Here is a 19,328-nt window from a genome sequence, read left to right on the forward strand (position 1 = left end):
GTATCGTTCGGGCGATGAAGGCGTGCATCCTGACCTGGGGCTGCCAACAGAACGAGCACCATAGCGAGGAGATCGCGGGCGTCCTCCGGGAGGCTGGCTACACCGTCGTGGACGACCCGGAGGACGCCGACATCGTCCTCCTCAATACGTGCATGGTCCGCGGGCGGGCGGAGGAGAAGGTGATCGGGCGCGTCGGGGAGCTCCAACGCCTGCGCCGGACGCGCCCCCGCCTGATCGGGGTCGGAGGATGCATGGCCCAGGGCCGGGGGGAGGGGATCCTCGACCTCCTCCCCGGGGCGGACTTCGCGTTCGGGACGAGCGGGGTCGCCGAGTTGCCGGCCCTCATCTCCCGCGCCCAGGCCGGGGAACGGTTTGCCTCCCTCCCGAGCCCGAACGGGCTCGACCGCCTGCCCATCGCGCGACGGAGCCCATTCCAGGCCTATGTGACGATCGCCGAGGGCTGCTCGCATGGCTGCGCCTACTGCGTCGTCCCCCGGGTGCGGGGCCCGCTCCGCTCCCGGCCGATGGGGGAGGTCCTCGCCGAGCTCGCGGGCCTCGCTCGCGCCGGGTACCAGGAGGCGACGCTCCTCGGGCAGAACGTGGATGCCTACGGCCGCGACCTCGGCGACGGACCAGACTTCGCCGCGCTCCTCCGCGCGGCAACCCAGATCCCCATCCCCCGCATCCGCTTCACGTCCTCTCACCCCGCGTACATGTCCGACGACGTCATCTCCGCCCTCGCCAACGGCGGGAACCTCTGTCCCCACGTCCACCTCGCCGTCCAATCGGGGAGCGACCGCGTGCTTCAGGCGATGGGGCGCGGCTACACCCGGGCAAGGTTCCTCGCCCTCGTCCACCGCCTGCGGGAGGCGATCCCGGAGGTGAACGTGACCACGGACGTGATCGTCGGGTTCCCCGGCGAGACGGAGGAGGACTTCGCCCTCACCCTGTCGCTCATCGCGGAGGCGCGGTTCGGCACGGTGTACGTGGCAGCGTACTCCCCCCGGCCAGGGACGCGGGCGGCGCGGCTTCCCGACTCCGTCCCGGCGCGGGTGAAGGCCGAACGCCTGGCCAGGGCCCTCGACGCGTCCCGCCAGGTGGCCCTCTCCCTCCACCGGGCGCGGGTCGGGACGACGGTCGAGGTCCTGGTGGAGGCGTTCCTCCCCGCGAAGGGGCGCCTCGTCGGCAAGACCCCGGACTTCCGGACCGTGCTCTTCCCCGGGGATCGGGCTATGATCGGGGGGCTCGCGATGGTGACGATCGAGGGGGCCACAGCCGGGGCGCTTCACGGGCGGGTGGAGGGGGAATGATCCTCACCGTCACCCTCAACCCGACCCTCGACAAGTTCTACTGGGTGGATAAGCTCCCCCTTTCCCTCGACCAGCCGGAGGAAGCGATCCTCATCCGGTCAGAGAAATCGCACATGTTCGCTGGGGGGAAGGGGATCAACGTGTCCACGTTCCTCGCCGGTGAAGGGGTAGAGACGGTGGCGCTGGGGTTCCTCGCCGGCCACACGGGGCAGATCATCCTCCAGGATCTCCTCTCCCGCGGGGTGACGGTGAACTTCGTGTGGATGCCCGGCGAGAGCCGGACCAACGTCACGGTGATCGCCAAGGGTCAGGAGTACCACCCCCTCCTCATCCACGAGGAGGGCCCGCCCGTGCCGGAGGAGGCGATGAGGATCTTCCTCCGCAAGTACGAGCGGATGGTGCGCCGGGCGGAGTACGTTGTCCTCGGGGGAGCCCTTCCCCCCGGCTGCCCCCCCGACTGCTACCGCACGCTCGTCCAGCTCGCGCACCGCGCGGGGGCGCGCGTGGTCGTCCACGCCGGCGGCGAGGCGTTGCAGCGGACGATCGCGGAGGGCCCATTCCTCGTGAAGCCCGATGTCCGCACGGAACTCGAACTGCAGGGGATGCCGGTGCGCTCGGCCGAGGAGATCATCCACGCCGGGAAGAAGGTCATCGAGCAGGGGGTCGAGGCGTGCCTCATCTCCCACCGCATCACGGGCGATATCCTCGTCACCCGGGACGGGGTGTGGGAGTTCGAGGCCCGGGTCCCGCTTACCACGTTCAAAAACCTCGTCGGCGCCGATGACGCCCTCGTGGGAGGGCTCCTCGCGGCGCTCCTCCGCGGCGAGCCGTTGGTGGAGGCGGCCCGGTACGGGATGGCAGCAGCCGTGGCCTCAGCGGGGGTCGAGGAGAAGCTGTGCCTGGACCCGGGTGCGATCCGCCGCGAGCTCGATCACGTGGGGGTCCGCCGAAGGGGGGAGGGATGAAGGCCCACGAGGTCATGCGCCGCGACCTGACATCGGTGGACCTCGACACCACGGTATCCCACGTCATGTACCTCCTCTACCAGTCCGGCCTGTCGTCGCTCCCGGTCGTGGACGAGGACGGCCGCGTGGTGGGCGTGATCTCTGAGCGAGACCTGATCCGGGCTGTCCTCCCGGGGTACGTGGACATGCTCCAATCGACGGCGTTCCTGCCGAGCCTCGATCAGCTGAGCCGCCGGCTGCGCGAGATCGGGGGGGAGCCGGTGGCAGAGTTCATGGTGCGCGACGTCATCGCCGCGCGGCCCGACGACACCGACCTCCACCTCGCCGACCTCATGATCCGCAAGGGATTGAAGCAGATCCCGGTGCTGGATAAGGAGAGGCGGCTGGTGGGGGTGGTGCGGAGGATCGACCTCCTCCACCACCTCCAACGGTGAGCGTCGAGTTCGTCGCCCTCGCCGTGGCGGGGGATAGCGTCGGGGCGGTTCAGTTCCAGAACGGTAAGCCGATCGCGCGGGCCTCGTTTCCCTTGACGAGCGACGGCCTCCCCAAGGGGGCACTCGCCCGGTTCGCGAGGCTCCCCCTCGTGGGCCACGACCTGGCCCCCCTGCGGGCGCGGCTCGGTGGGGCGGACACGGTCGGGGCACCCTGGGTGGACACGCGGGCCCTGGCGTGGGCGGTGTGGTCGGAGGACCCGGATCCCTCCCTCCCTGGCCTCGCCCGGCGCCTTGGCCTCCCGGTCCCAGACAATGCCGTAGGCTGGGCGGAGGTCACCGGCGCCCTCCTCCTCTCCCTCCTCGTGGCCGCAGGGGCGTTCCCCCCCTACGCCCGCTCCCTCGTCGCCGATCTCCTCCCGGACCCCAACTGGATCGGCCCTCCCCCCGCTCCCCCCGCACGGGGGAGGACCCCTGCGCCGCCGCGGACGGTGGAGGAGGCGTTCGCGGGCCTCACCTCAGCCGGCCTCCTCGCCCGGCGAGAGGGGCAGCTCGCCTACGCCCAGGCCGCAGGGGAGGCCTTCATGGGGGGAGGGATCCAACTCCTTGAGGCCGGCCCGGGGACGGGGAAGACGATCGGGTACCTCGTCCCGCTCCTCCTCTCCCTCGCCGACGGGACGGGGCGGGCGGTGGTGGCAACCCGCACCCGCGCCCTCCAGGAACAGCTTTGGCGCCGCGACCTTCCCTTCCTCCTCGAAACGCTCGCCCTCGACCCCACGTGCGCGCTCCTCAAGGGGCGCGAGAACTACCTCTGCCTGCGGCGGCTCGAGGAAGTCCGGCACCAGCTCGTCGCCCGGGAGGTGCTCGTGCCGCTCCTTTCCTGGGCGGCGCGGACGGAGACGGGCGACCTCGACGAGGTGGCAGGGTTGCGGACGGATCCGGTCGGACGTGAAGTCCTCCGCCAGCTACCGGACCTCCCCTTCCGGTGCGGGGGGCGGTTGTGCCCGTTCTGGGAACGGTGCCCATCGCGCCGGGCCCGGGACCGAGCTCGTGCCGCCCGCCTCGTGGTCGTCAACCACGCCCTCCTCGGCGCGGACCTCGCGAGCGGGGGGGCGATCCTCGGCCCGTACGATCTCCTCGTCGTGGACGAGGCCCACGCCCTGCCGCAGGGGATGCGCGATGCGCTGAGCGCCGCCCTCTCCCCGCCGGTCATCCCGCGCCTCCTGGGGGAGCTGCGGCGGGGCGCGGGGGGGTTGCTTGCGGCGTGGGGGACGGACGAGGCGGTCGCGGCTTGGGAGAAGGCGGCGGCGGCCCATCGCCAGTTCTGGGCCACGGCCGGGGCCGTCCTCCCCCGGGAGATCGGCCGCTACAGGGCAGCCGACGTCGCCCCCCTCCTCCCTGCCGGTGCGCTCCTTACGGAGGCGCTCGACGACCTCGCCGCCGCGATCGGGGAGGTGGCGCGGGACCTCGCCGAGGAGGATGGGGCACAGGCCCGTGGCCTGGCGGGCGAGATCCGCCGCGCGGCGGGGCTGGTGGGGCACCTCCTCCGCCCCGACCGCGACGATGCCGTGTTCTGGTACGCCCGGGGGGCTCACGGGCTCACCCTCACCGCATCGCCGGTGGATATCGGGGATCACCTCGGCGCGGCCCTGTGGCCGAACCTGAGAGGCGGGATCCTCACCTCCGCCACCCTGTCCGTGGGGGACGACGGGAGGACGCTCGCCCGCGAGCTCGGGCTCGACCCGCCGCCCCCGTTTCGGGCGTGGCCCTCCCCGTTCCCCTACGACCGGGTGGGGGCGTTCGTCCTCCGCTACCTCCCTCACCCCGACGATCCCGGCTTCCCGGAGGCCCTCGCTGCTACCCTGCGCCAGGTCATGACCGCGGTGCCGCGGCGGGCGCTCGCCCTGTTCACCTCCCGCCGCCTCCTCGACGCCACTGCCGCCCACCTCGCGGGAACGCCCCACCTCGTCCAGCGCCGGGACGGGGAACGGGAGCAGCTCCTCACCCGGTTCCGCCACCACCCCCCACCGGTGGTCCTTCTCGGGCTGGACACGCTGTGGGAGGGGATCGACCTCCCGGGGGAGGAGCTCGAGATCCTCCTCGTGGTGCGCCTGCCGTTTCCCGTCCCGACGGACCCGTTGATCGAGGCCCAGTCAGAACGGATCCTCGCCCGAGGGGGAAGCCCGTTTCAGGAGCTGTTCCTTCCCCGAGCGGTGCTCCGCCTGCGCCAAGGGGTAGGGCGGCTCGTGCGCACCCCGGCCGACCGCGGGGCCCTCCTCCTCGCCGACCCCCGCCTCGCCACCCAGCGGTATGGGGACGCGTTTCTCCGTGCCCTCCCCGTCCCGGGGCGCTGGATGGACGATCCAGACCAGGTGGCCGTTGCCCTGGCCGACCTTTTCCGCTAACCTCAGGCCCATCATGGCGTACGTCCGTTGGAGCCACTATTTCCTCCCCACGTGGAAGGAGGAGCCCGCTGAGGCCGACCTCGCCAGCCACAGGTTGATGCTCCGCGCTGGCTTGATCCGCCCCCTGGCGACGGGGATCTACACCTACCTCCCCTGCGGGTGGCGCGCCCTGCGCAGGGTGGAGGCGATCGTGCGCGAGGAGATGGACGCGATCGGGGGCGCGGAGCTCCACATGCCGGTCGTTCACCCCGCTGAGCTGTGGGCGAGGACGGGGCGGCTGAGCGACTTCGGCCCGAGCCTCGTCCGGTTCCAGGACCGGGCGGGGCGGGAGATGGTCCTCGGGCCAACCCATGAAGAGGTCGTGACCGACCTCGCCCGGCGGGAGATCCAATCCTGGCGCCAGCTCCCCCTCATGCTGTACCAGATCCAGACCAAGTTCCGCGACGAGCCGCGCTCGCGGGGCGGGCTCATCCGGGCTCGGGAATTCACGATGAAGGACGGGTACAGCTTCCACGAGGACGCCCCCGACCTCGATCGGTACTACCCTGAGGTGTACCGCGCCTACGAGAGGATCTTCCGCCGCTGCGGGCTCTCCCCGGTGCCGGTGGAGGCCGATCCGGGGCTGATGGGCGGATCGGGCTCGCACGAGTTCATGCTCGCCCATGACCAGGGCGAGGACACGTTCGTCCGCTGCGCGGGGTGCGGGTACGCCGCCAATCGCGAAGGGGCAGTGGCGGTGAAGGAACCGGACCCCGACGAGGCATTGCTCCCCCGGGAGGAGGTGGCCACCCCCAGCTGCACCACGATCGAGGCGGTGGCGGCCTTCCTCGGCATCCCCACCCGCAAGACGGCGAAGGCCGTGTTCTACCGGGCGGGAAAGGCGCTCGTGTTCGTCGTGATCCGCGGCGACCTCGAGGTGAACGAGGCAAAGCTCGCCCGCGTCCTCGGGACGGCGGAGCTCTCCCCGGCTACGGAGGAGGACATCGTGGCCGCAGGGGCTGTGCCGGGATACGCATCCCCGATCGGCATCTCCGGCGACGAGGTCGTGGTGGTGGTGGATGACTCAATCCCCCCGGCGCGGAACCTCGTGGCGGGAGCGAACAAGGAAGGGTTCCACCTCCGCAATGTGAATTTCCCGCGCGACTTCCAGACTCAGCTCGTCGCTGATGTCGCCCTTGCCCGCGACGGGGATCCCTGCCCGCGCTGCGGGGGGACGCTCCACATCCAGCATGGGATCGAGCTCGGGCACATCTTCAAGCTGGGAACAAAGTACTCCCAGTCCCTGGGGGCGACGTTCCTCGACCGAGACGGCCAGGCGCGGCCCCTCGTCATGGGCTGCTACGGGATCGGGATCGGCCGCCTGTTGGCGGCGGTGATCGAATCCCATCACGATGAGGAGGGGATCGTGTGGCCGACGGCGGTGGCCCCGTTCCACGTCCTGGTGGCGGTCCTCAACCCCAAAGATGGGAACCAGGTCGCGCTCGCGACCTCGGTCGCCGCACACCTTGCCGAGGCGGGTTGGGACGTCCTCCTCGACGACCGGGAACGGAGCCCCGGGGAGAAGTTCCACGACGCGAAGCTCGTCGGGATCCCGGTCCTCGCCGTGATCGGCCCCCGCAGCCTGCGCACGGGGGAGGTGGACCTCGAACGCCGCCACAACGGGGTGCGGAGCCCGGCCCCTGCGTCGCCGGATTCGATCCAGCGCGCGGTGCAGGACCTCCTCCGCACCGAGTAGCCTCCGGCGGGCCTAGCGCGGGCGGGACCTCCGGGCGTTCCGGCTCACAGTTCGATGCCCACCGGCTTGACCTCATCGCCGACGAACGTCCCCTCCCCGAGCGCGGCGTACTCCTCCGCCGTGTAGCCGAGGGCCTGAACGGGCTCCCTGATCCGGGCGGCGGCCATCCCCAAGAGCTCCAGCCGCTCCCGCAGGTTCAGACGGGAAAAACCCGACGCGATGACCACCAGATCAATGTCCTTATCCTCCGCGACGATCCCCTTGGCGCGGGACCCGTAGAGGATGACCCGCTCCGGCTCGATCCCAAGCCGGCGCAGTTCGTCCTTGTACTGCCTCACGGCTTCAACTGTCCCGCGATCCAACCCACCGCCTCCTCCGCCCACCGCAGGTGCTCCTCGGCCACCTCGCGCGGGTAGCTGCGCACCACTTCCTCCAGGTCCGCCGGGTAGCGGGTGGCCGTGCTGGTCCCCGCCATCTTGCCGAGGGAGTCCCGCAGATCCGGAGGGGGATAGAGCTTCGCCCGCTTCAGGAGGACGATGAGGTCGTGGACCCGCGGCGGGGTCTTCCCCGTCTCCTCCTGGACCTTGGCCTTGAGCGCCTTCTCCACCGCGAGGTGAGAGAAGAAGATCGTGTACACGAACCGGCCTGCGGCCAGCATGTCCCGCGCTGCAGCGAGGTCGTAGCGCGCCGAGTTCAGCCAGTTCTCAACCCTGGGGTCCATCTTCCTCCCCACCATCCCCTGATCAGGCCCGTCGGGGCCCCATCGCCCCTCGGGTGTCCCCTCCCGGGTTAGGATATACTGCCGCCGCGTCGCCAAGCAACTTCTGAGGTGATCGGGATGAGACAAGCCCACAGCGTATGCTTCGTTGGCCACTCCGGATCGGGGAAGACCGCGCTCGCGGAGGCGATGCTCCGCACCGCGGGGACCACCGGAGAGGTCGCCCTCGACCGCACGCCGGAGGAAAAGAGCCGCAAGCAGTCCATTGACCTCTCCATCGGCTCCTGCACCTGGCACGGGAAGCGGATGGACCTCCTCGTGACCCCCGGCCTGGGGGAGTTCATCGAGGAGATCTACAAGGGCGTGGACGCGGCTGACATCGTCGTGCTCGTCGTGAACGCGGAGAAACCGGTGGAAGTGGTGACGGAGCAGGCGTGGGAGATCCGCCGCGCCGCCCGTCGCCCGGCGATCGTGTTCGTGAACATGCTCGACAAGCCCCTCGCCGATCCCGACGCCGCGCTCGCCGCCGTCCGCAGCTCCCTCGACGGGGCGTTCGTCCCCCTCGAGCTCGCGGTCCGAGAGGGCGACACGTTCGTGGGCGTGGTGGATGTCCTCACCGGCGCTCCCACCTCCGGCCAGTTCGCCGTCACGGCGGAGATCAAGGCCCGCGCCGAGGAACTGCGCGCCGAGCTCGTCGAGGAAGCAGCGACGTGCGACGACGCCCTGTTGGAGAAGGTGCTCGCCGACGAGACGCCATCGCGGGAGGAGATCCTGGCGGCGGTGCGGTCGGGGATGCTCTCCGGCCGCCTCGTCCCCGTGCTGTTCGGGTCAGTCCCGAGCGGGCACGGCGTGCCGGAGCTCCTCGATGCCCTCCATCTCCTGTCCCCCGACGGGGCGGAGGGCGCCGGGACGCGGCTCCGCGTGTTCTCCCTCTCCCTCGACCCTTACCTCGGCCGGCTCGCCTACGTGAAGGTGATGAGCGGCGAGGTCCGCGACGGGGACACGCTGTTCAACCTCGCGACGAAGGACAAGGTCCAAGTCCGCGACGTGTACGCCTTCAACGGGGCGAAGCTGGAGAAGGCTGGCCACGCGGTAGAGGGGAGCATCGCCGCCCTCGGGAAGCTAGAGGGCATCGAGCTTGGGGCCACCCTCGCCGCGGATGCAACCGCCGCTTCTGAACCCCCGATCCCGTTCCCGAAGCCGGTGTTCATCCGGGCGATCGCCGCCAAATCGCAGGCCGAGGAAGAAAAGGTGAGCTCAGCCCTCCGTGACCTCGTGACCACCAAGGCCACCCTCACCTTCCAGCGCGACCCGGTGACGAAGGAAGGGCTCGTCTCGGGGATGGGCGACGTCCAGCTCGATGTCCTGGCCGAGCGGCTGCGCAACAAGTATGGGGTGGAGGTCCACTACAAGGTCCCCAAGGTCCCGTACCGGGAGACGATCCGCAAGACGGCGAGCGCCATGTACCGCCACAAGAAGCAGACCGGGGGACACGGGCAGTTCGGGGAGGTCCACCTCCGCATCGAGCCCCTGCCGCGGGGAGCGGGGTTCGAGTTCGTCGACGAGATCAAGGGTGGGGTGATCCCACAGCAGTTCATCCCGGGGGTGGAGAAGGGCGTGCGCGAGGCCCTCGAGGAGGGGGTCCTCGTCGGGTTCCCGGTGGTGGACGTGAGGGCCGCCGTCTACTACGGGACCTACCATGAGGTGGACTCCTCCGAGCTCTCGTTCAAGATCGCGGCGCGCACGGCGTTCAAGTTGGCGGCCGAGAACGCTGACCCAACGCTTCTCGAGCCGATCATGTCCCTCACCGTGACCGCCCCCGACACGTTCACCGGGGACATCATCTCCGACATCACGTCCCGCCGGGGGCGGATCCTTGGGATGGAGGCCGGGGGGGGGCGGACGACGATCCGGGTGGAGGTCCCGATGGCAGAAACGCTCTCCTATGCGCTCGACTTGAAGGCACTCACCCAGGGCCGGGCCACATTCCAAATGGCGTTCGCTCGCTACGATTTCGTGCCTGCACAACTCCAGGAGCGGCTGCTTGGGCAGCTGCGGGCGGCGGCCCATGAAGGTTAGCGATTTCATGATGCGCGACCCGCCCGTGGCCCGGGCGGACGCCCCGGTCGCCCAGGCACAGAAGCTCGCCGCCGAGGTGGGGGTAGCGGTGTTGTTCGTCGTGGATGGTGAGGGGCACCTCGTTGGTTTCCTCACGCGCAAGGCGCTCTCCGCCGCCCCGGACCCAACCCTCCCCGCGGGGAAGCTCGCCTCGTCCCCCACGGTCACGATGAGCCCCGACGATCCCCTCGAGCGGGCGGTGGTCCTCCTCTCCGAGCGCTACCTCCTCCTCCCGGTGGTGGATGGGGAGAAGCGCCTCGTGGGGGTCCTCACGAGCGTGGGCCTCCTGCGGGGGCTCGCCCAGATGGCGGGGCTGGGGGAGGAAGGGACACGCATCCTGATCCAGCCTTCGTCCCCCGCGGATGCCTACCGGGCGCTGGGCGCCCTCGGGGCACGGGGGTTGCCCCTCGTGGCCGTCCTCCGCGGCCACGGCGGGGAGCTCATCATCCACGTCCAGGGGGTGCAGGACCCAGCGCAGCTCCTTGCTGAACTGGAGGGGACCCTGCGGTGACGTACGCGAGGATTCCCGTCCGCACCCGGGCCCGCGAAGAGGTCCTCGACATCACGGGACCCGTCGCCGACGCGCTCCCGGCGCTCGGCGTGACCGAGGGCGCGGTCCTCCTCTTCTGCCCCCACACCACGGCCGCCCTCACCGTGAACGAGGCCGCCGACCCCGACGTGCGGACCGACGTGGGGGCCGCGCTGTCGGCCCTCGTGCCGCGCCTCCCGTTTCGCCATCCGGAGGGCAACTCCCCCGCCCACGTTCGCTCCGCCCTCCTCGGGCCGTCGCTCGTCCTCCCCGTCGTCGCGGGCAAGCTTGAGCTTGGGACCTGGCAAGGGGTCTACTTCTGTGAGTTCGACGGCCCGCGCGAGCGCGAGGTGTGGGCGTTCCCCTTGCGCTGAACCGTGGGGCCTTGCCCCGTTCCACGCCTCCCGGTATATTCGTGCTCGGTTCCCCCGGGAGTACGGTTCCTTCGGCGGCGCAGCCAGTGTAGCTCAATTGGCAGAGCATCCGCCTTGTAAGCGGAAGGTTGCCCGTTCGATTCGGGCCACTGGCTCAAATCGGTGCCTCAGCTACCGGCCCGCGGAGGCGGCACCGACACCCGGAGAACCGGTTGCCCGGAGGGGTAGCAAAGTGGTCAAACGCACCGGGCTGTAAACCCGGCGGCCTGAGGCCTTCGGGGGTTCGAATCCCTCCCCCTCCACCATGACTTGCGCGCCATGGGCGCGGTAGGGTAGACTGTGCCTCCTCGCCCGTGTAGCTCAGTCGGCAGAGCACTTCCTTGGTAAGGAAGAGGCCGTCGGTTCGATTCCGACCGCGGGCTCTTGGATAGGAGCGGGCAGCGAGCGGCCCGGCGATCCGGATCCGAGCTGGGGAGGAAAACGAGGAGGATGGAGGATGGCAAAGGAACAATTCGTACGAACGAAGCCGCACGTCAACATCGGCACGATCGGGCACATCGACCACGGTAAGACGACCCTGACCGCGGCGATCACGAAGGTGCTCGGGCTCAAGGGGCTGGCCAAGCAGCGGTCCTACGACGAAGTCGCGAAGGCCGATGCGAAGCTATTCCGCCGTGATGCGACGAAGATCCTCACCGTGAACGTGGCCCACGTTGAGTACGAAACGGATACCCGCCACTACGCGCACATCGACTGCCCGGGGCACCAAGACTACATCAAGAACATGATCACCGGCGCCGCGCAGATGGACGGGGCGATCCTCGTCGTTTCGGCGGCCGATGGGCCGATGCCGCAGACCCGCGAGCACGTGGTGCTCGCCCGCCAAGTGAACGTTCCGGCGATCGTCGTCTTCCTGAACAAGGTGGACCTCGTCGATGACCCTGACCTGGTGGACCTCGTCGAGATCGAGATCCGCGATCTCCTCTCCAAGTACGAGTTCCCCGGCGACAAAACGCCCATCATCCGCGGGTCGGCATCGAAGGCGCTCACGGTGGAGTCGCCGGATGACCCGGCCGCCAAGCCGATCCTCGACCTGATGGATGCCGTGGACAGCTTCATCCCGCTCCCGAAGCGCGAGGAGGACAAGCCTTTCCTGATGCCGATCGAGGACATCTTCTCCATCAAGGGCCGCGGCACGGTCGTCACCGGCCGCGTGGAGCGGGGCCGGATCACCCCCGGGGCGGAAGTGGAGATCGTCGGGCTCACGGACGAGATCCGCAAGACCGTCGCCACGAGCCTCGAGATGTTCAACAAGACCCTCGACGAGGCGATCGCCGGGGACAACGTGGGGATCCTCCTCCGCGGCATCGAAAAGGACGAGGTGGAGCGCGGACAGGTGCTCGCCGCACCTGGCTCGATCACCCCCCATACGGAGTTCGAGGCCCAGGTGTACGTCCTGTCCAAGGATGAAGGAGGGCGGCACAGCCCGTTCTTCAACGGCTACAAACCGCAGTTCTACTTCACGACCACCGACGTGACCGGTGAGGTCCAGCTCCCACCGGGGGTGGAGATGGTCATGCCCGGCGACAACGTGGATCAGCTGCGGTGCAAGCTCATGAAGCACATCGCGATGTCGGAGGGCCTGCGGTTCGCGATCCGCGAGGGCGGGCGCACCGTCGGGGCGGGCGTGGTGACGAAGATCATCAAGTGACATGGCGAAAAAGGATACGATCCAGCTTGTGACGCTGGCTTGTTCCGGATGTGGACGGCACAACTACCACACCCGCCGCAACCGGAACAACACGCGGCAGAAGCTCGCCTTAAGCAAGTACTGCCGTTGGTGCGGGAAGCACACCGAACATAAGGAAGCCTAGCCCCTCGACGGAGGGGAGCGGTATCCCCGCCGGCCGATCGGGCGGCGGGGTTCGAGGCCCGTAGCTCAAGTGGCAGAGCGGCGGACTCCAAATCCGCAGGCTGGGGGTTCAAGTCCTCCCGGGCCTGCCAGCGAGGGAAGAGGATGAATGCGATGCAGAGGGTCCGGAACTACCTGACGTCCGTCCGGACGGAGGTCGCTCGGGTGAGCTGGCCATCGCGCAAGGAAGTGGTGAGCCTGACCGTGCTCATCATCATCCTGTCCGTGGTGCTGGGGGTCTACCTCGGGCTCGCCGACCTGATCATCACCCAGATCCTCCGCCTCCTCCTCAGCTAAGGTATCCACGATGCAACGGAAGCGGTGGTACGCCATCCAGACGTACGCGGGTTCGGAATTGCGCCTCAAGCACCAGCTCGAGGAGCGGGTCCGCAACCTGGGTTGGGAGCGGCAGTTCGAGCCATTGCGCACCGGAGAGGAGGAGGAGTTCTTCTTCGTCCCGGTGGAGGAGGTGGTCACGTCCCGTTCGGGGAGGGGCCGCGCGAGCGAGTACCGCATCCCCTACGACTACGACCTGCTGGTGGCGAACAATGAGCGTGTCCAGCGGGGCGATGTGATCGCCCGCCGCCCCCCCACCCACCTCGCCCGCCCCGCGGAGGTGGTGGCGATGGAACCCCTGTGGCGGGTGGTGGTGGAGACCCCCACCCACGCTGAGATCGAATACCTGGTCCCTCAGGAGAAGGGGTTGCGCCGCGATGTGCGGGTCGGGGAACGGACCCGGCCGGGCCTGCCGCTCACGGTGGACTCCGACGACCGCTACACCGCCGGCGAGCGCGGGGAGATCGTGGCTCGGGAGAGGGTGAAGCGCGTCACGCTGCGCTACGGGGACGGGACAGAGGAAACGCGGATCATCCCTGAGGCCTACCTCCATCCCCAGGTCCGCGTGGGGGCAGCCCTGGACGAGGGGGCGGAGATCGAGCGGGAACACAAGATCCAGGCCCGTGCCTCGGGCCTCGTCAAGGTCAAGGAGTACAAGGACAAGCGCGAGGTATCCGTGCAACGGATCGAGAAACGGCGGTTGATCCCGGGGTACGTGTTCACCAAGATGGGCCTCGACGAGGAGGAGATGTTCGAGCTCCTCCGGGGCCTGGAGCGGTCGGCGCGGTTCGTGGGGAGCAAGACCCGGCCCGTGCCGATCGAGGGCCCGGAGATCCTGCTCGTGCAGCGCAAGGCGGGCCTCGTGGAGACCCCCCAGGCCGCGGAGGCAGCGAAGGCGCCGCGGGTCGAGGTCGAGTTCGAGGTGGGAGAGGTCATCCAGATCGTGGAGGGGCCGTTCGCCGACTTCACGGGCGAGATCCGCGAGATCGACAAGGAAGCCGAGGAAGCGGTGGTCATGGTGAAGATCTTCGGGCGGGAGACGCCGGTCCGCATTTCGTTCGACGGAATCGAGAAGGTGTAAGGAGACGACGGTGGCGAAACAACAGGTGGCGAAGATCAAGCTCCAGATCCCGGCCGGGCAGGCCAACCCCGCCCCCCCGGTGGGACCGGCGCTCGGGGAGCACAAGGTCAACATCATGGACTTCTGCAAGAAGTTCAACGAGGCGACGAAGGGAGAGGAGCCCGGCCTCATCATCCCCGTGGAGATCACGGTGTACACGGACCGCTCATTCGACCTCACGTTGAAGCAGCCGCCGGTGGCGGTCCTCCTCCGCAAGGCAGCGGGGGTGGACAAGGGTTCACCGACCGCGAAGCGGTTGCGGGTGGGACGGGTGAGCATGGAACAGGTGCGCCGGATCGCGGAGCGGAAGCTCCCCGATCTCAACACGGATGACCTCGCGGCGGCGATCCGGATGGTGGTGGGCACGGCGGAGAACATGGGGCTCGAGGTGGTGCCATGAAGCGCAGCCGAAGTTACGAGGCGAAGGTCGCCCTCCTGGAGCGGGAGAAGGCCTACCCCGTCCGCGAGGCGATCGAGCTCCTCAAGAAGACGAGCACCGCCAAGTTCCCGGAGACGGCGGAGGCCGCGATCGTGCTCGGGATCAACCCCTCGCAGCACCAGGTGCGGGGGACCTGTGCACTCCCTCATGGGACGGGCAAGGCGGTGCGGGTGCTCGTGTTCGCCCGCGGGGAGAAGGTCCGCGAGGCGGAGGCCGCGGGGGCCGACTACGCGGGGGGGGAGGAGCTCGCCGAGAAGATCCAGAAGGAAGGGTGGCTTGAGTTCGAGCGGGTGGTCGCCACCCCGGACATGATGTCGGTCGTGGGAAAGCTGGGGAAGATCCTCGGCCCCCGTGGCCTCATGCCCTCCCCGAAGACCAACACCGTGACGATGGACGTCGCGGCGGCGGTGCGGGAACTGAAGGCGGGGATGATCGAGTTCCGTGCGGATCGGGCGGGGATCGTCCATTCCATTTTCGGCAAGACGGATTTCACGGCCGAGGCGCTCCAGGAGAACCTGGTCGCCCTCATCCGCGCCGTGCTCGAACGGAAGCCGGAGGGAGTGCGGGGACGGTACATCCAGCGCGTGTTCATCTCCGCGACGATGGGACCGGGGATCCGCGTGGACGAGACGGACCTCCTCGCCGCCGCACAGAGGAAGGGGTGAGGGAGATGCCGCGACAGGAGAAGGTGGCGGCGGTGGAGGACCTGCGGGAGAGGCTGTCCCGCGCTCGGGCTGTGGTGATCGTGGACTACCGCGGGCTCTCCGGCCCAGACGTGACGGCCCTGCGCCGATTCGTCCGCAAGCAGGGGGTCGAACTGCGGGTCGTCAAGAACACCCTGACCCGCATCGCGGCGAGCGAGGCCGGGCTCAAGGGCTTCCCCACGAACCTCACCGGCACGAACGCCCTCCTCATGGGGGAAGGGGATCCCGCCGTCCCGTTTCGCGTGGCGCGGGAATGCGCCCGGCGCTACCCCCAGCTCAAGGTGAAGGCGGGGGTGTTCGATGACCTGCCGGTCTCGGCAGAAGAGGCGGATTGGTACGCGACCCTTCCCACACGGGAGGAACTCCTTGGGCGGTTGGCGGGGGCCCTCGCTGGCCCCATCCGGGGGCTCGCGGTCGCGCTGTCCGGGGTCACGCGCAAGTTCGCGGTGGCGCTCTCGGAAGTCCAAAAGAAGAAAGGAGCGGAGGGATAGACGATGACAAAGGAAGAGTTTCTCCAAGCGATCGAACAGATGACGGTGAAGGACCTCGCCGAGCTCGTGTCGGCGATCGAGGAGCGGTTCGGCGTGTCGGCGCAGGTGGCGGCCCCGGTGGCCGTGGCCACCGCGGCCCCGGCCGCGGACGCTGCTGCCCAGGCGAAGTCCACGGTGGACGTCGTCCTCACGAACGCGGGTCAGCAGAAGATCCAGCTCATCAAGGTCGTGAAGGACATCACCGGGAAGGGCCTCAAGGAGTGCAAGGACCTCGTGGACAAGCTCCCTGCGGTGATCAAGGCCGGGGTGAGCCCGGAGGAAGCCGACGACATCCAGAAGAAGCTCGTCGCCGCCGGCGCCGAAGTCGAGCTCCGCTAGGGAAGGACGAGCGACCCTCTTGGCCCAGCCTAGTCACGCTCGACGCGGATACGGACGAGCCCGGCGGTGGAGCGAACCGCCGGCCCTCATCTCCGATCAGGTTGCGTCCTATGAGCAGTTCCTGCGCCAGGGCATCGCCGCTGCCTTTGCCGCGGTGAGCCCGATTCGCGCTCCCAATCGGGATCGCCTCTATATCGAGCTCGTCGACCCCCTGTTGGGGGAGCCGCGCTACGATGAGTGGGAGTGCCGGGACAAGGACCTCTCCCTCGCCGTGCCCCTCAAGGCCACCGGCCGCCTGTGGGAGGAGGGGCAGCTGCGGCAGGAGGCGGAGCTGTACCTGGTGGAGATCCCGCTCATGACGCCGCGGGGGACGTTCGTGATCAACGGCACGGAGAACGTCCTCGTCAACGAGCTCATCCGTTCGCCGGGGGTGTACATCACCCAGGAGGAGCCCCACCTCTACCGCGCCCACTTCCTTCCCGAGTCGGGGGCGTGGCTCGAGCTCGACCTGGACACGAAACGGTGGACGCTGCGCGCCAACCTCGACCGGCGGGGCAAGGTGCCCGTGACGACCCTCCTCCGCGCGGTCGGCCTCGCCGAACAGGAGATCCTCACCCAGTACGCCGTGACGGTGCCGGTGGAGGACCTCCCGGAGCGCCTCGCCCTGTGGAAGCGAGCGACGCTCGCCGAGGCCATCGCCGCCGGTGATGCGGAATGGAAGCCGGGCGAGGAGATCACCCCCGAACGGGCGGCGGCCCTCGTGCGCCTGGGGAAGTCCCGGGTCCGCCTCGTCCACCCGGCGATCGCCAAGTCGCTTGACGAAGAACATGAGAAGCGGATCACGACCCAGGAGGAGGCGGCCCGCTACATCTACCTCCGGCTCCGCTCCGGGGAGAGGGTGACCTCCACCCAGGCATTCGAATACCTGCACAACCTGTACTTCAACCCGGAAACGTACCGGCTGACCCATGTCGGCCGGTTCAAGGTCAACCGCAAGCTTGGCCTGACGGGCGAGGAAACCTGCCTCACCCCGCCGGACCTGTTCGAAGCGCTCGCGCTCCTCCTCCGCACGCCCGAGGATCCATCCCTCGTGGACGAGACGGACCACCTGGCCAACAAGCGGGTCCGCCTCCCCGGGGAGCAAGCCCAGATGGCGTTGCGGGAGGGCCTGACCCGCATGGCGCGCATCGCCCAGGACAAGCTGTCCCACTACGACCCGGAGGACAAGGATGCCCTGCGCCGCATCGTCTCCGCCCGGACGATCCAGGCCTCGCTGAACTACCTCTTCTACACGGGGCGCCTGTCCCAGTTCCTCGAGCAGACGAACCCGCTCTCCGAGCTCACCCACAAGCGCCGCTTGTCGGCCCTGGGGAGCCTCACCGCGCGGCGGGCGAAGATCGAGATCCGCGACGTCCACGCCTCCCACTACGCCCGGATCTGCCCCATCGAGACCCCAGAGGGCCAGAACATCGGGCTCATCACGTCGCTCGCGCTCCACGCTCGGGTCAACGACTACGGGTTCCTGGAGGCGCCGTACGTGGTGGTGAAGGGCGGGCGGGTCACGGGAGAGATCCGGTACCTCATGGCCGATGACGAGCGGCAGTACAGGATTGCCCCCGCCACGATCTCCATCGGAAAAGACGGGCGGATCGTGGACACGCGCGTCCAGGTGCGTACCGGAAACGAGGAGGTCCACTTCGTATCTCCGGAGGAGGTGGACTTCGTCGAGGTGGCCCCGGACATCATCGTCGGGGCATCGGCGGCCCTGATCCCGTTCCTCGAACACGACGATGCCAACCGGGCCCTGATGGGCGCGAACATGCAACGGCAGGCGGTGCCCCTCCTCCGCCCGGAGAGCCCCCTCGTGGGGACGGGCCTCGAGGGCAAGGCCGCGCGCGACTCAGGGGCGACCCTCCTCGCGGAGGAGGGCGGGAGCGTGGCCTACGTCGACGCGCAGCGGATCGAGGTCAAGGGGAAGAAGGAGACGAAGGCCTACCGTCTCCTCAACTACGAGCGCTCAAACCAGGATACAATCCTGCACCAGTGCCCCGCGGTCCGGATCGGGGACAAGGTGAAGCGGGGAGACGTGCTCGCCGACAGCCAATCCTCCGTGAACGGGGAGCTCGCCCTGGGGACGAACCTCCTTGTCGGGTTCCTCCCGTTCGAGGGGTACAACTACGAGGACGCGATCGTCCTCTCCGAGAAGCTGGTGCGGGAGAACCGCCTCGACTCGATCCACATCCAGGAGTTCGAGGTCCGCGCCGAGGAGACGAAGCTCGGGCCGGAGGAGATCACGGCCGACATCCCCAACATCTCGCGGGAGGCGCTCCGCAACCTGGACGAGCACGGGATCGTGCGCGCGGGGACCGAGGTCCAGACGGGGGATGTCCTCGTGGGGAAGATCACCCCCCGCGGGGAGGCCGAGCCAACGCCGGAGGAGCGGATCTTCCGGTCCATCTTCGGGGAGCGGATGCGCAACTTCAAGAACACGTCGCTCAAGATGCCCCCCATCTCCGGCACGGCGACCGTGATCCGCGTCAAGCGGATGTCCCGCGCCGCGGGGGACGAGCTCGAGGCCGGGGTCAACGAGCTCGTCAAGGTCTACGTCGCCCAGCGACGGCGGATCGCAGTGGGGGACAAGCTCGCCGGCCGCCACGGGAACAAGGGCGTGATCTCCGCGATCCTCCCCGACGAGGACATGCCGTTCCTGCCGGATGGCACGCACCTCGACGTGGTCCTGAACCCGCTTGGTGTCCCGTCGCGCATGAACCTGGGCCAGATCTTCGAGGCCAACTTGGGGTGGCTCGCCGCCCTGCGGGGGGAAACGGTCGCCTCCCCGGTGTTCGACGGCGCCCGGGAGGAGGAGATCCTGACCGATCTCACCCAGGCCCTCGTCGAGCACGGCCTTGCCGATGGAAAGCAGTTCGATGGGAAGGTCGTGTTGCGGGATGGCCGCACCGGGGAACCGTTCCAGGCGCCGATCACGGTCGGCGTGCTCTACCTCCTCAAACTCGAACACATCGCTGCGGAGAAGATCCATGCCCGCTCCACTGGCCCGTACGCCCTCATCACCCAGCAACCGTTGGGGGGCAAGGCCCAGTTCGGAGGCCAGCGGCTGGGGGAGATGGAGGTGTGGGCCCTCGAGGCCTACGGCGCGTCTGCCCTCCTTCAGGAGATGGTGACCCTCAAGTCGGATGACGTGAAGGGGCGCGTTCAGCTGTACAAGGCGATCCTGCGCGGGGAGGACTTCCCCCGACCCGGCATCCCCGAGTCGTTCCGCGTCCTGTGGCAGGAGCTACGGTGCCTCGGGCTATCCGCCAAGGCCTACGACGAGGCCGACCGAGAACTGGAGATCGTGTGATC

19 protein-coding genes and 4 tRNA genes are annotated in these 19,328 nt (G+C 69.0%); 21 read left to right on the forward strand and 2 right to left on the reverse strand.

All coding sequences use genetic code 11. From position 1 onward, the window contains the following. Window positions 1–14: 14 nt before the first annotated feature. From miaB to BARAN1_RS05395, 5 genes are read left to right on the forward strand one after another with little or no spacing between them, the layout of a single operon-like run. Complete coding sequence (gene miaB / locus BARAN1_RS05375) at window positions 15–1,310, forward strand: tRNA (N6-isopentenyl adenosine(37)-C2)-methylthiotransferase MiaB (RefSeq protein ID WP_122031532.1); 1,296 nt, start codon at window positions 15–17, stop codon at window positions 1,308–1,310. Then, a complete protein-coding gene (locus BARAN1_RS05380) occupies window positions 1,307–2,275 on the forward strand; it encodes a 1-phosphofructokinase family hexose kinase (protein ID WP_122031533.1) in 969 nt (322 codons plus the stop codon). Before miaB ends, BARAN1_RS05380 begins: the two co-directional genes overlap by 4 nt. Beyond that, window positions 2,272–2,709: a CBS domain-containing protein gene (locus tag BARAN1_RS05385; protein ID WP_122031534.1), complete on the forward strand. Its 438-nt coding sequence runs from the start codon at window positions 2,272–2,274 to the stop codon at window positions 2,707–2,709. Before BARAN1_RS05380 ends, BARAN1_RS05385 begins: the two co-directional genes overlap by 4 nt. Further along, window positions 2,706–5,111, forward strand: coding sequence for an ATP-dependent DNA helicase (locus BARAN1_RS05390; protein ID WP_122031535.1), 2,406 nt, complete (start codon window positions 2,706–2,708; stop codon window positions 5,109–5,111). The genes BARAN1_RS05385 and BARAN1_RS05390 overlap by 4 nt, the downstream gene beginning before the upstream one ends. A gap of 13 nt (window positions 5,112–5,124) precedes the next feature. Next, window positions 5,125–6,846, forward strand: a complete 1,722-nt coding sequence (locus tag BARAN1_RS05395; RefSeq protein ID WP_157959502.1) for a proline--tRNA ligase — start codon at window positions 5,125–5,127, stop codon at window positions 6,844–6,846. A 44-nt stretch (window positions 6,847–6,890) separates the two neighbouring features. Here the strand turns inward: BARAN1_RS05395 and BARAN1_RS05400 are convergent, their stop codons facing one another. Both BARAN1_RS05400 and BARAN1_RS05405 read right to left on the reverse strand, forming a co-directional pair. After that, on the reverse strand, window positions 6,891–7,184 hold the full coding sequence (locus BARAN1_RS05400) for a nucleotidyltransferase domain-containing protein (protein WP_157959503.1): 294 nt from the start codon (window positions 7,182–7,184) through the stop codon (window positions 6,891–6,893). Further along, on the reverse strand, window positions 7,181–7,567 hold the full coding sequence (locus BARAN1_RS05405; protein ID WP_157959504.1) for a HEPN domain-containing protein: 387 nt from the start codon (window positions 7,565–7,567) through the stop codon (window positions 7,181–7,183). The genes BARAN1_RS05400 and BARAN1_RS05405 overlap by 4 nt, the downstream gene beginning before the upstream one ends. Window positions 7,568–7,684: 117 nt before the next feature. Here BARAN1_RS05405 and BARAN1_RS05410 point away from each other — a divergent pair, with 117 nt between their 5' ends. The 16 genes from BARAN1_RS05410 (at window position 7,685) to BARAN1_RS05485 (ending at window position 19,326) form a co-directional block, all read left to right on the forward strand. Next, window positions 7,685–9,643 (forward strand): elongation factor G, encoded by a 1,959-nt coding sequence (locus tag BARAN1_RS05410; RefSeq protein ID WP_157959505.1) that lies wholly within the window; start codon window positions 7,685–7,687, stop codon window positions 9,641–9,643. Next, window positions 9,633–10,193 (forward strand): CBS domain-containing protein, encoded by a 561-nt coding sequence (locus tag BARAN1_RS05415; RefSeq protein WP_157959506.1) that lies wholly within the window; start codon window positions 9,633–9,635, stop codon window positions 10,191–10,193. The genes BARAN1_RS05410 and BARAN1_RS05415 overlap by 11 nt, the downstream gene beginning before the upstream one ends. Continuing rightward, on the forward strand, window positions 10,190–10,585 hold the full coding sequence (locus BARAN1_RS05420) for a secondary thiamine-phosphate synthase enzyme YjbQ (RefSeq protein WP_231944253.1): 396 nt from the start codon (window positions 10,190–10,192) through the stop codon (window positions 10,583–10,585). The genes BARAN1_RS05415 and BARAN1_RS05420 overlap by 4 nt, the downstream gene beginning before the upstream one ends. 82 nt (window positions 10,586–10,667) lie before the next feature. Then, a tRNA-Thr gene (locus BARAN1_RS05425) sits at window positions 10,668–10,740 on the forward strand. A 63-nt stretch (window positions 10,741–10,803) separates the two neighbouring features. Beyond that, window positions 10,804–10,890, forward strand: a tRNA-Tyr gene (locus BARAN1_RS05430). Window positions 10,891–10,934: 44 nt separating this feature from the next. After that, window positions 10,935–11,007, forward strand: a tRNA-Thr gene (locus BARAN1_RS05435). Window positions 11,008–11,081: 74 nt separating this feature from the next. Further along, window positions 11,082–12,296: an elongation factor Tu gene (tuf, locus tag BARAN1_RS05440; RefSeq protein WP_122031541.1), complete on the forward strand. Its 1,215-nt coding sequence runs from the start codon at window positions 11,082–11,084 to the stop codon at window positions 12,294–12,296. A 1-nt stretch (window position 12,297) separates the two neighbouring features. After that, entirely contained in the window at window positions 12,298–12,459 is a 162-nt protein-coding gene (rpmG, locus tag BARAN1_RS05445; RefSeq protein WP_122031542.1) for a 50S ribosomal protein L33, read from the forward strand. A gap of 54 nt (window positions 12,460–12,513) precedes the next feature. Beyond that, a tRNA-Trp gene (locus BARAN1_RS05450) sits at window positions 12,514–12,589 on the forward strand. A gap of 22 nt (window positions 12,590–12,611) precedes the next feature. Continuing rightward, the gene (secE, locus tag BARAN1_RS05455; protein WP_157959507.1) at window positions 12,612–12,794 is read left to right on the forward strand and encodes a preprotein translocase subunit SecE; all 183 of its coding nucleotides are present in this window, start codon (window positions 12,612–12,614) and stop codon (window positions 12,792–12,794) included. Between the two features lie 10 nt (window positions 12,795–12,804). Next, window positions 12,805–13,914 carry a transcription termination/antitermination NusG family protein gene (locus BARAN1_RS05460; RefSeq protein ID WP_122031544.1) on the forward strand — a complete coding sequence of 370 codons (1,110 nt, stop codon included), beginning with the start codon at window positions 12,805–12,807 and terminating at the stop codon, window positions 13,912–13,914. Between the two features lie 10 nt (window positions 13,915–13,924). Next, window positions 13,925–14,353: a 50S ribosomal protein L11 gene (gene rplK, locus BARAN1_RS05465; RefSeq protein ID WP_122031545.1), complete on the forward strand. Its 429-nt coding sequence runs from the start codon at window positions 13,925–13,927 to the stop codon at window positions 14,351–14,353. Beyond that, window positions 14,350–15,057 (forward strand): 50S ribosomal protein L1, encoded by a 708-nt coding sequence (rplA, locus tag BARAN1_RS05470; RefSeq protein WP_122031546.1) that lies wholly within the window; start codon window positions 14,350–14,352, stop codon window positions 15,055–15,057. Before rplK ends, rplA begins: the two co-directional genes overlap by 4 nt. Before the next feature lie 5 nt (window positions 15,058–15,062). Continuing rightward, complete coding sequence (gene rplJ / locus BARAN1_RS05475) at window positions 15,063–15,587, forward strand: 50S ribosomal protein L10 (protein WP_122031547.1); 525 nt, start codon at window positions 15,063–15,065, stop codon at window positions 15,585–15,587. A 3-nt stretch (window positions 15,588–15,590) separates the two neighbouring features. Continuing rightward, the gene (gene rplL / locus BARAN1_RS05480; RefSeq protein ID WP_122031548.1) at window positions 15,591–15,965 is read left to right on the forward strand and encodes a 50S ribosomal protein L7/L12; all 375 of its coding nucleotides are present in this window, start codon (window positions 15,591–15,593) and stop codon (window positions 15,963–15,965) included. 19 nt (window positions 15,966–15,984) lie between these two features. Then, on the forward strand, window positions 15,985–19,326 hold the full coding sequence (locus BARAN1_RS05485; protein ID WP_122031549.1) for a DNA-directed RNA polymerase subunit beta: 3,342 nt from the start codon (window positions 15,985–15,987) through the stop codon (window positions 19,324–19,326). Window positions 19,327–19,328: the final 2 nt, after the last annotated feature.

It is taken from the genome of Candidatus Bipolaricaulis anaerobius, assembly GCF_900465355.1.
GTDB lineage: Bacteria > Bipolaricaulota > Bipolaricaulia > Bipolaricaulales > Bipolaricaulaceae > Bipolaricaulis > Bipolaricaulis anaerobius.

Coding starts and splice junctions, on each gene's coding strand:
- BARAN1_RS05460 (WP_122031544.1), top strand. CDS start 12,805: ATGCAACGGAAGCGGTGGTACGCCATCCAGACGTACGCGGGTTCGGAA.
- rplJ (WP_122031547.1), top strand. CDS start 15,063: ATGCCGCGACAGGAGAAGGTGGCGGCGGTGGAGGACCTGCGGGAGAGG.
- BARAN1_RS05405 (WP_157959504.1), bottom strand. CDS start 7,567: ATGGACCCCAGGGTTGAGAACTGGCTGAACTCGGCGCGCTACGACCTC.
- BARAN1_RS05395 (WP_157959502.1), top strand. CDS start 5,125: ATGGCGTACGTCCGTTGGAGCCACTATTTCCTCCCCACGTGGAAGGAG.
- tuf (WP_122031541.1), top strand. CDS start 11,082: ATGGCAAAGGAACAATTCGTACGAACGAAGCCGCACGTCAACATCGGC.
- miaB (WP_122031532.1), top strand. CDS start 15: ATGAAGGCGTGCATCCTGACCTGGGGCTGCCAACAGAACGAGCACCAT.
- BARAN1_RS05410 (WP_157959505.1), top strand. CDS start 7,685: ATGAGACAAGCCCACAGCGTATGCTTCGTTGGCCACTCCGGATCGGGG.
- rpmG (WP_122031542.1), top strand. CDS start 12,298: ATGGCGAAAAAGGATACGATCCAGCTTGTGACGCTGGCTTGTTCCGGA.
- rplA (WP_122031546.1), top strand. CDS start 14,350: ATGAAGCGCAGCCGAAGTTACGAGGCGAAGGTCGCCCTCCTGGAGCGG.
- BARAN1_RS05380 (WP_122031533.1), top strand. CDS start 1,307: ATGATCCTCACCGTCACCCTCAACCCGACCCTCGACAAGTTCTACTGG.
- BARAN1_RS05385 (WP_122031534.1), top strand. CDS start 2,272: ATGAAGGCCCACGAGGTCATGCGCCGCGACCTGACATCGGTGGACCTC.
- BARAN1_RS05415 (WP_157959506.1), top strand. CDS start 9,633: ATGAAGGTTAGCGATTTCATGATGCGCGACCCGCCCGTGGCCCGGGCG.
- secE (WP_157959507.1), top strand. CDS start 12,612: ATGCAGAGGGTCCGGAACTACCTGACGTCCGTCCGGACGGAGGTCGCT.
- rplL (WP_122031548.1), top strand. CDS start 15,591: ATGACAAAGGAAGAGTTTCTCCAAGCGATCGAACAGATGACGGTGAAG.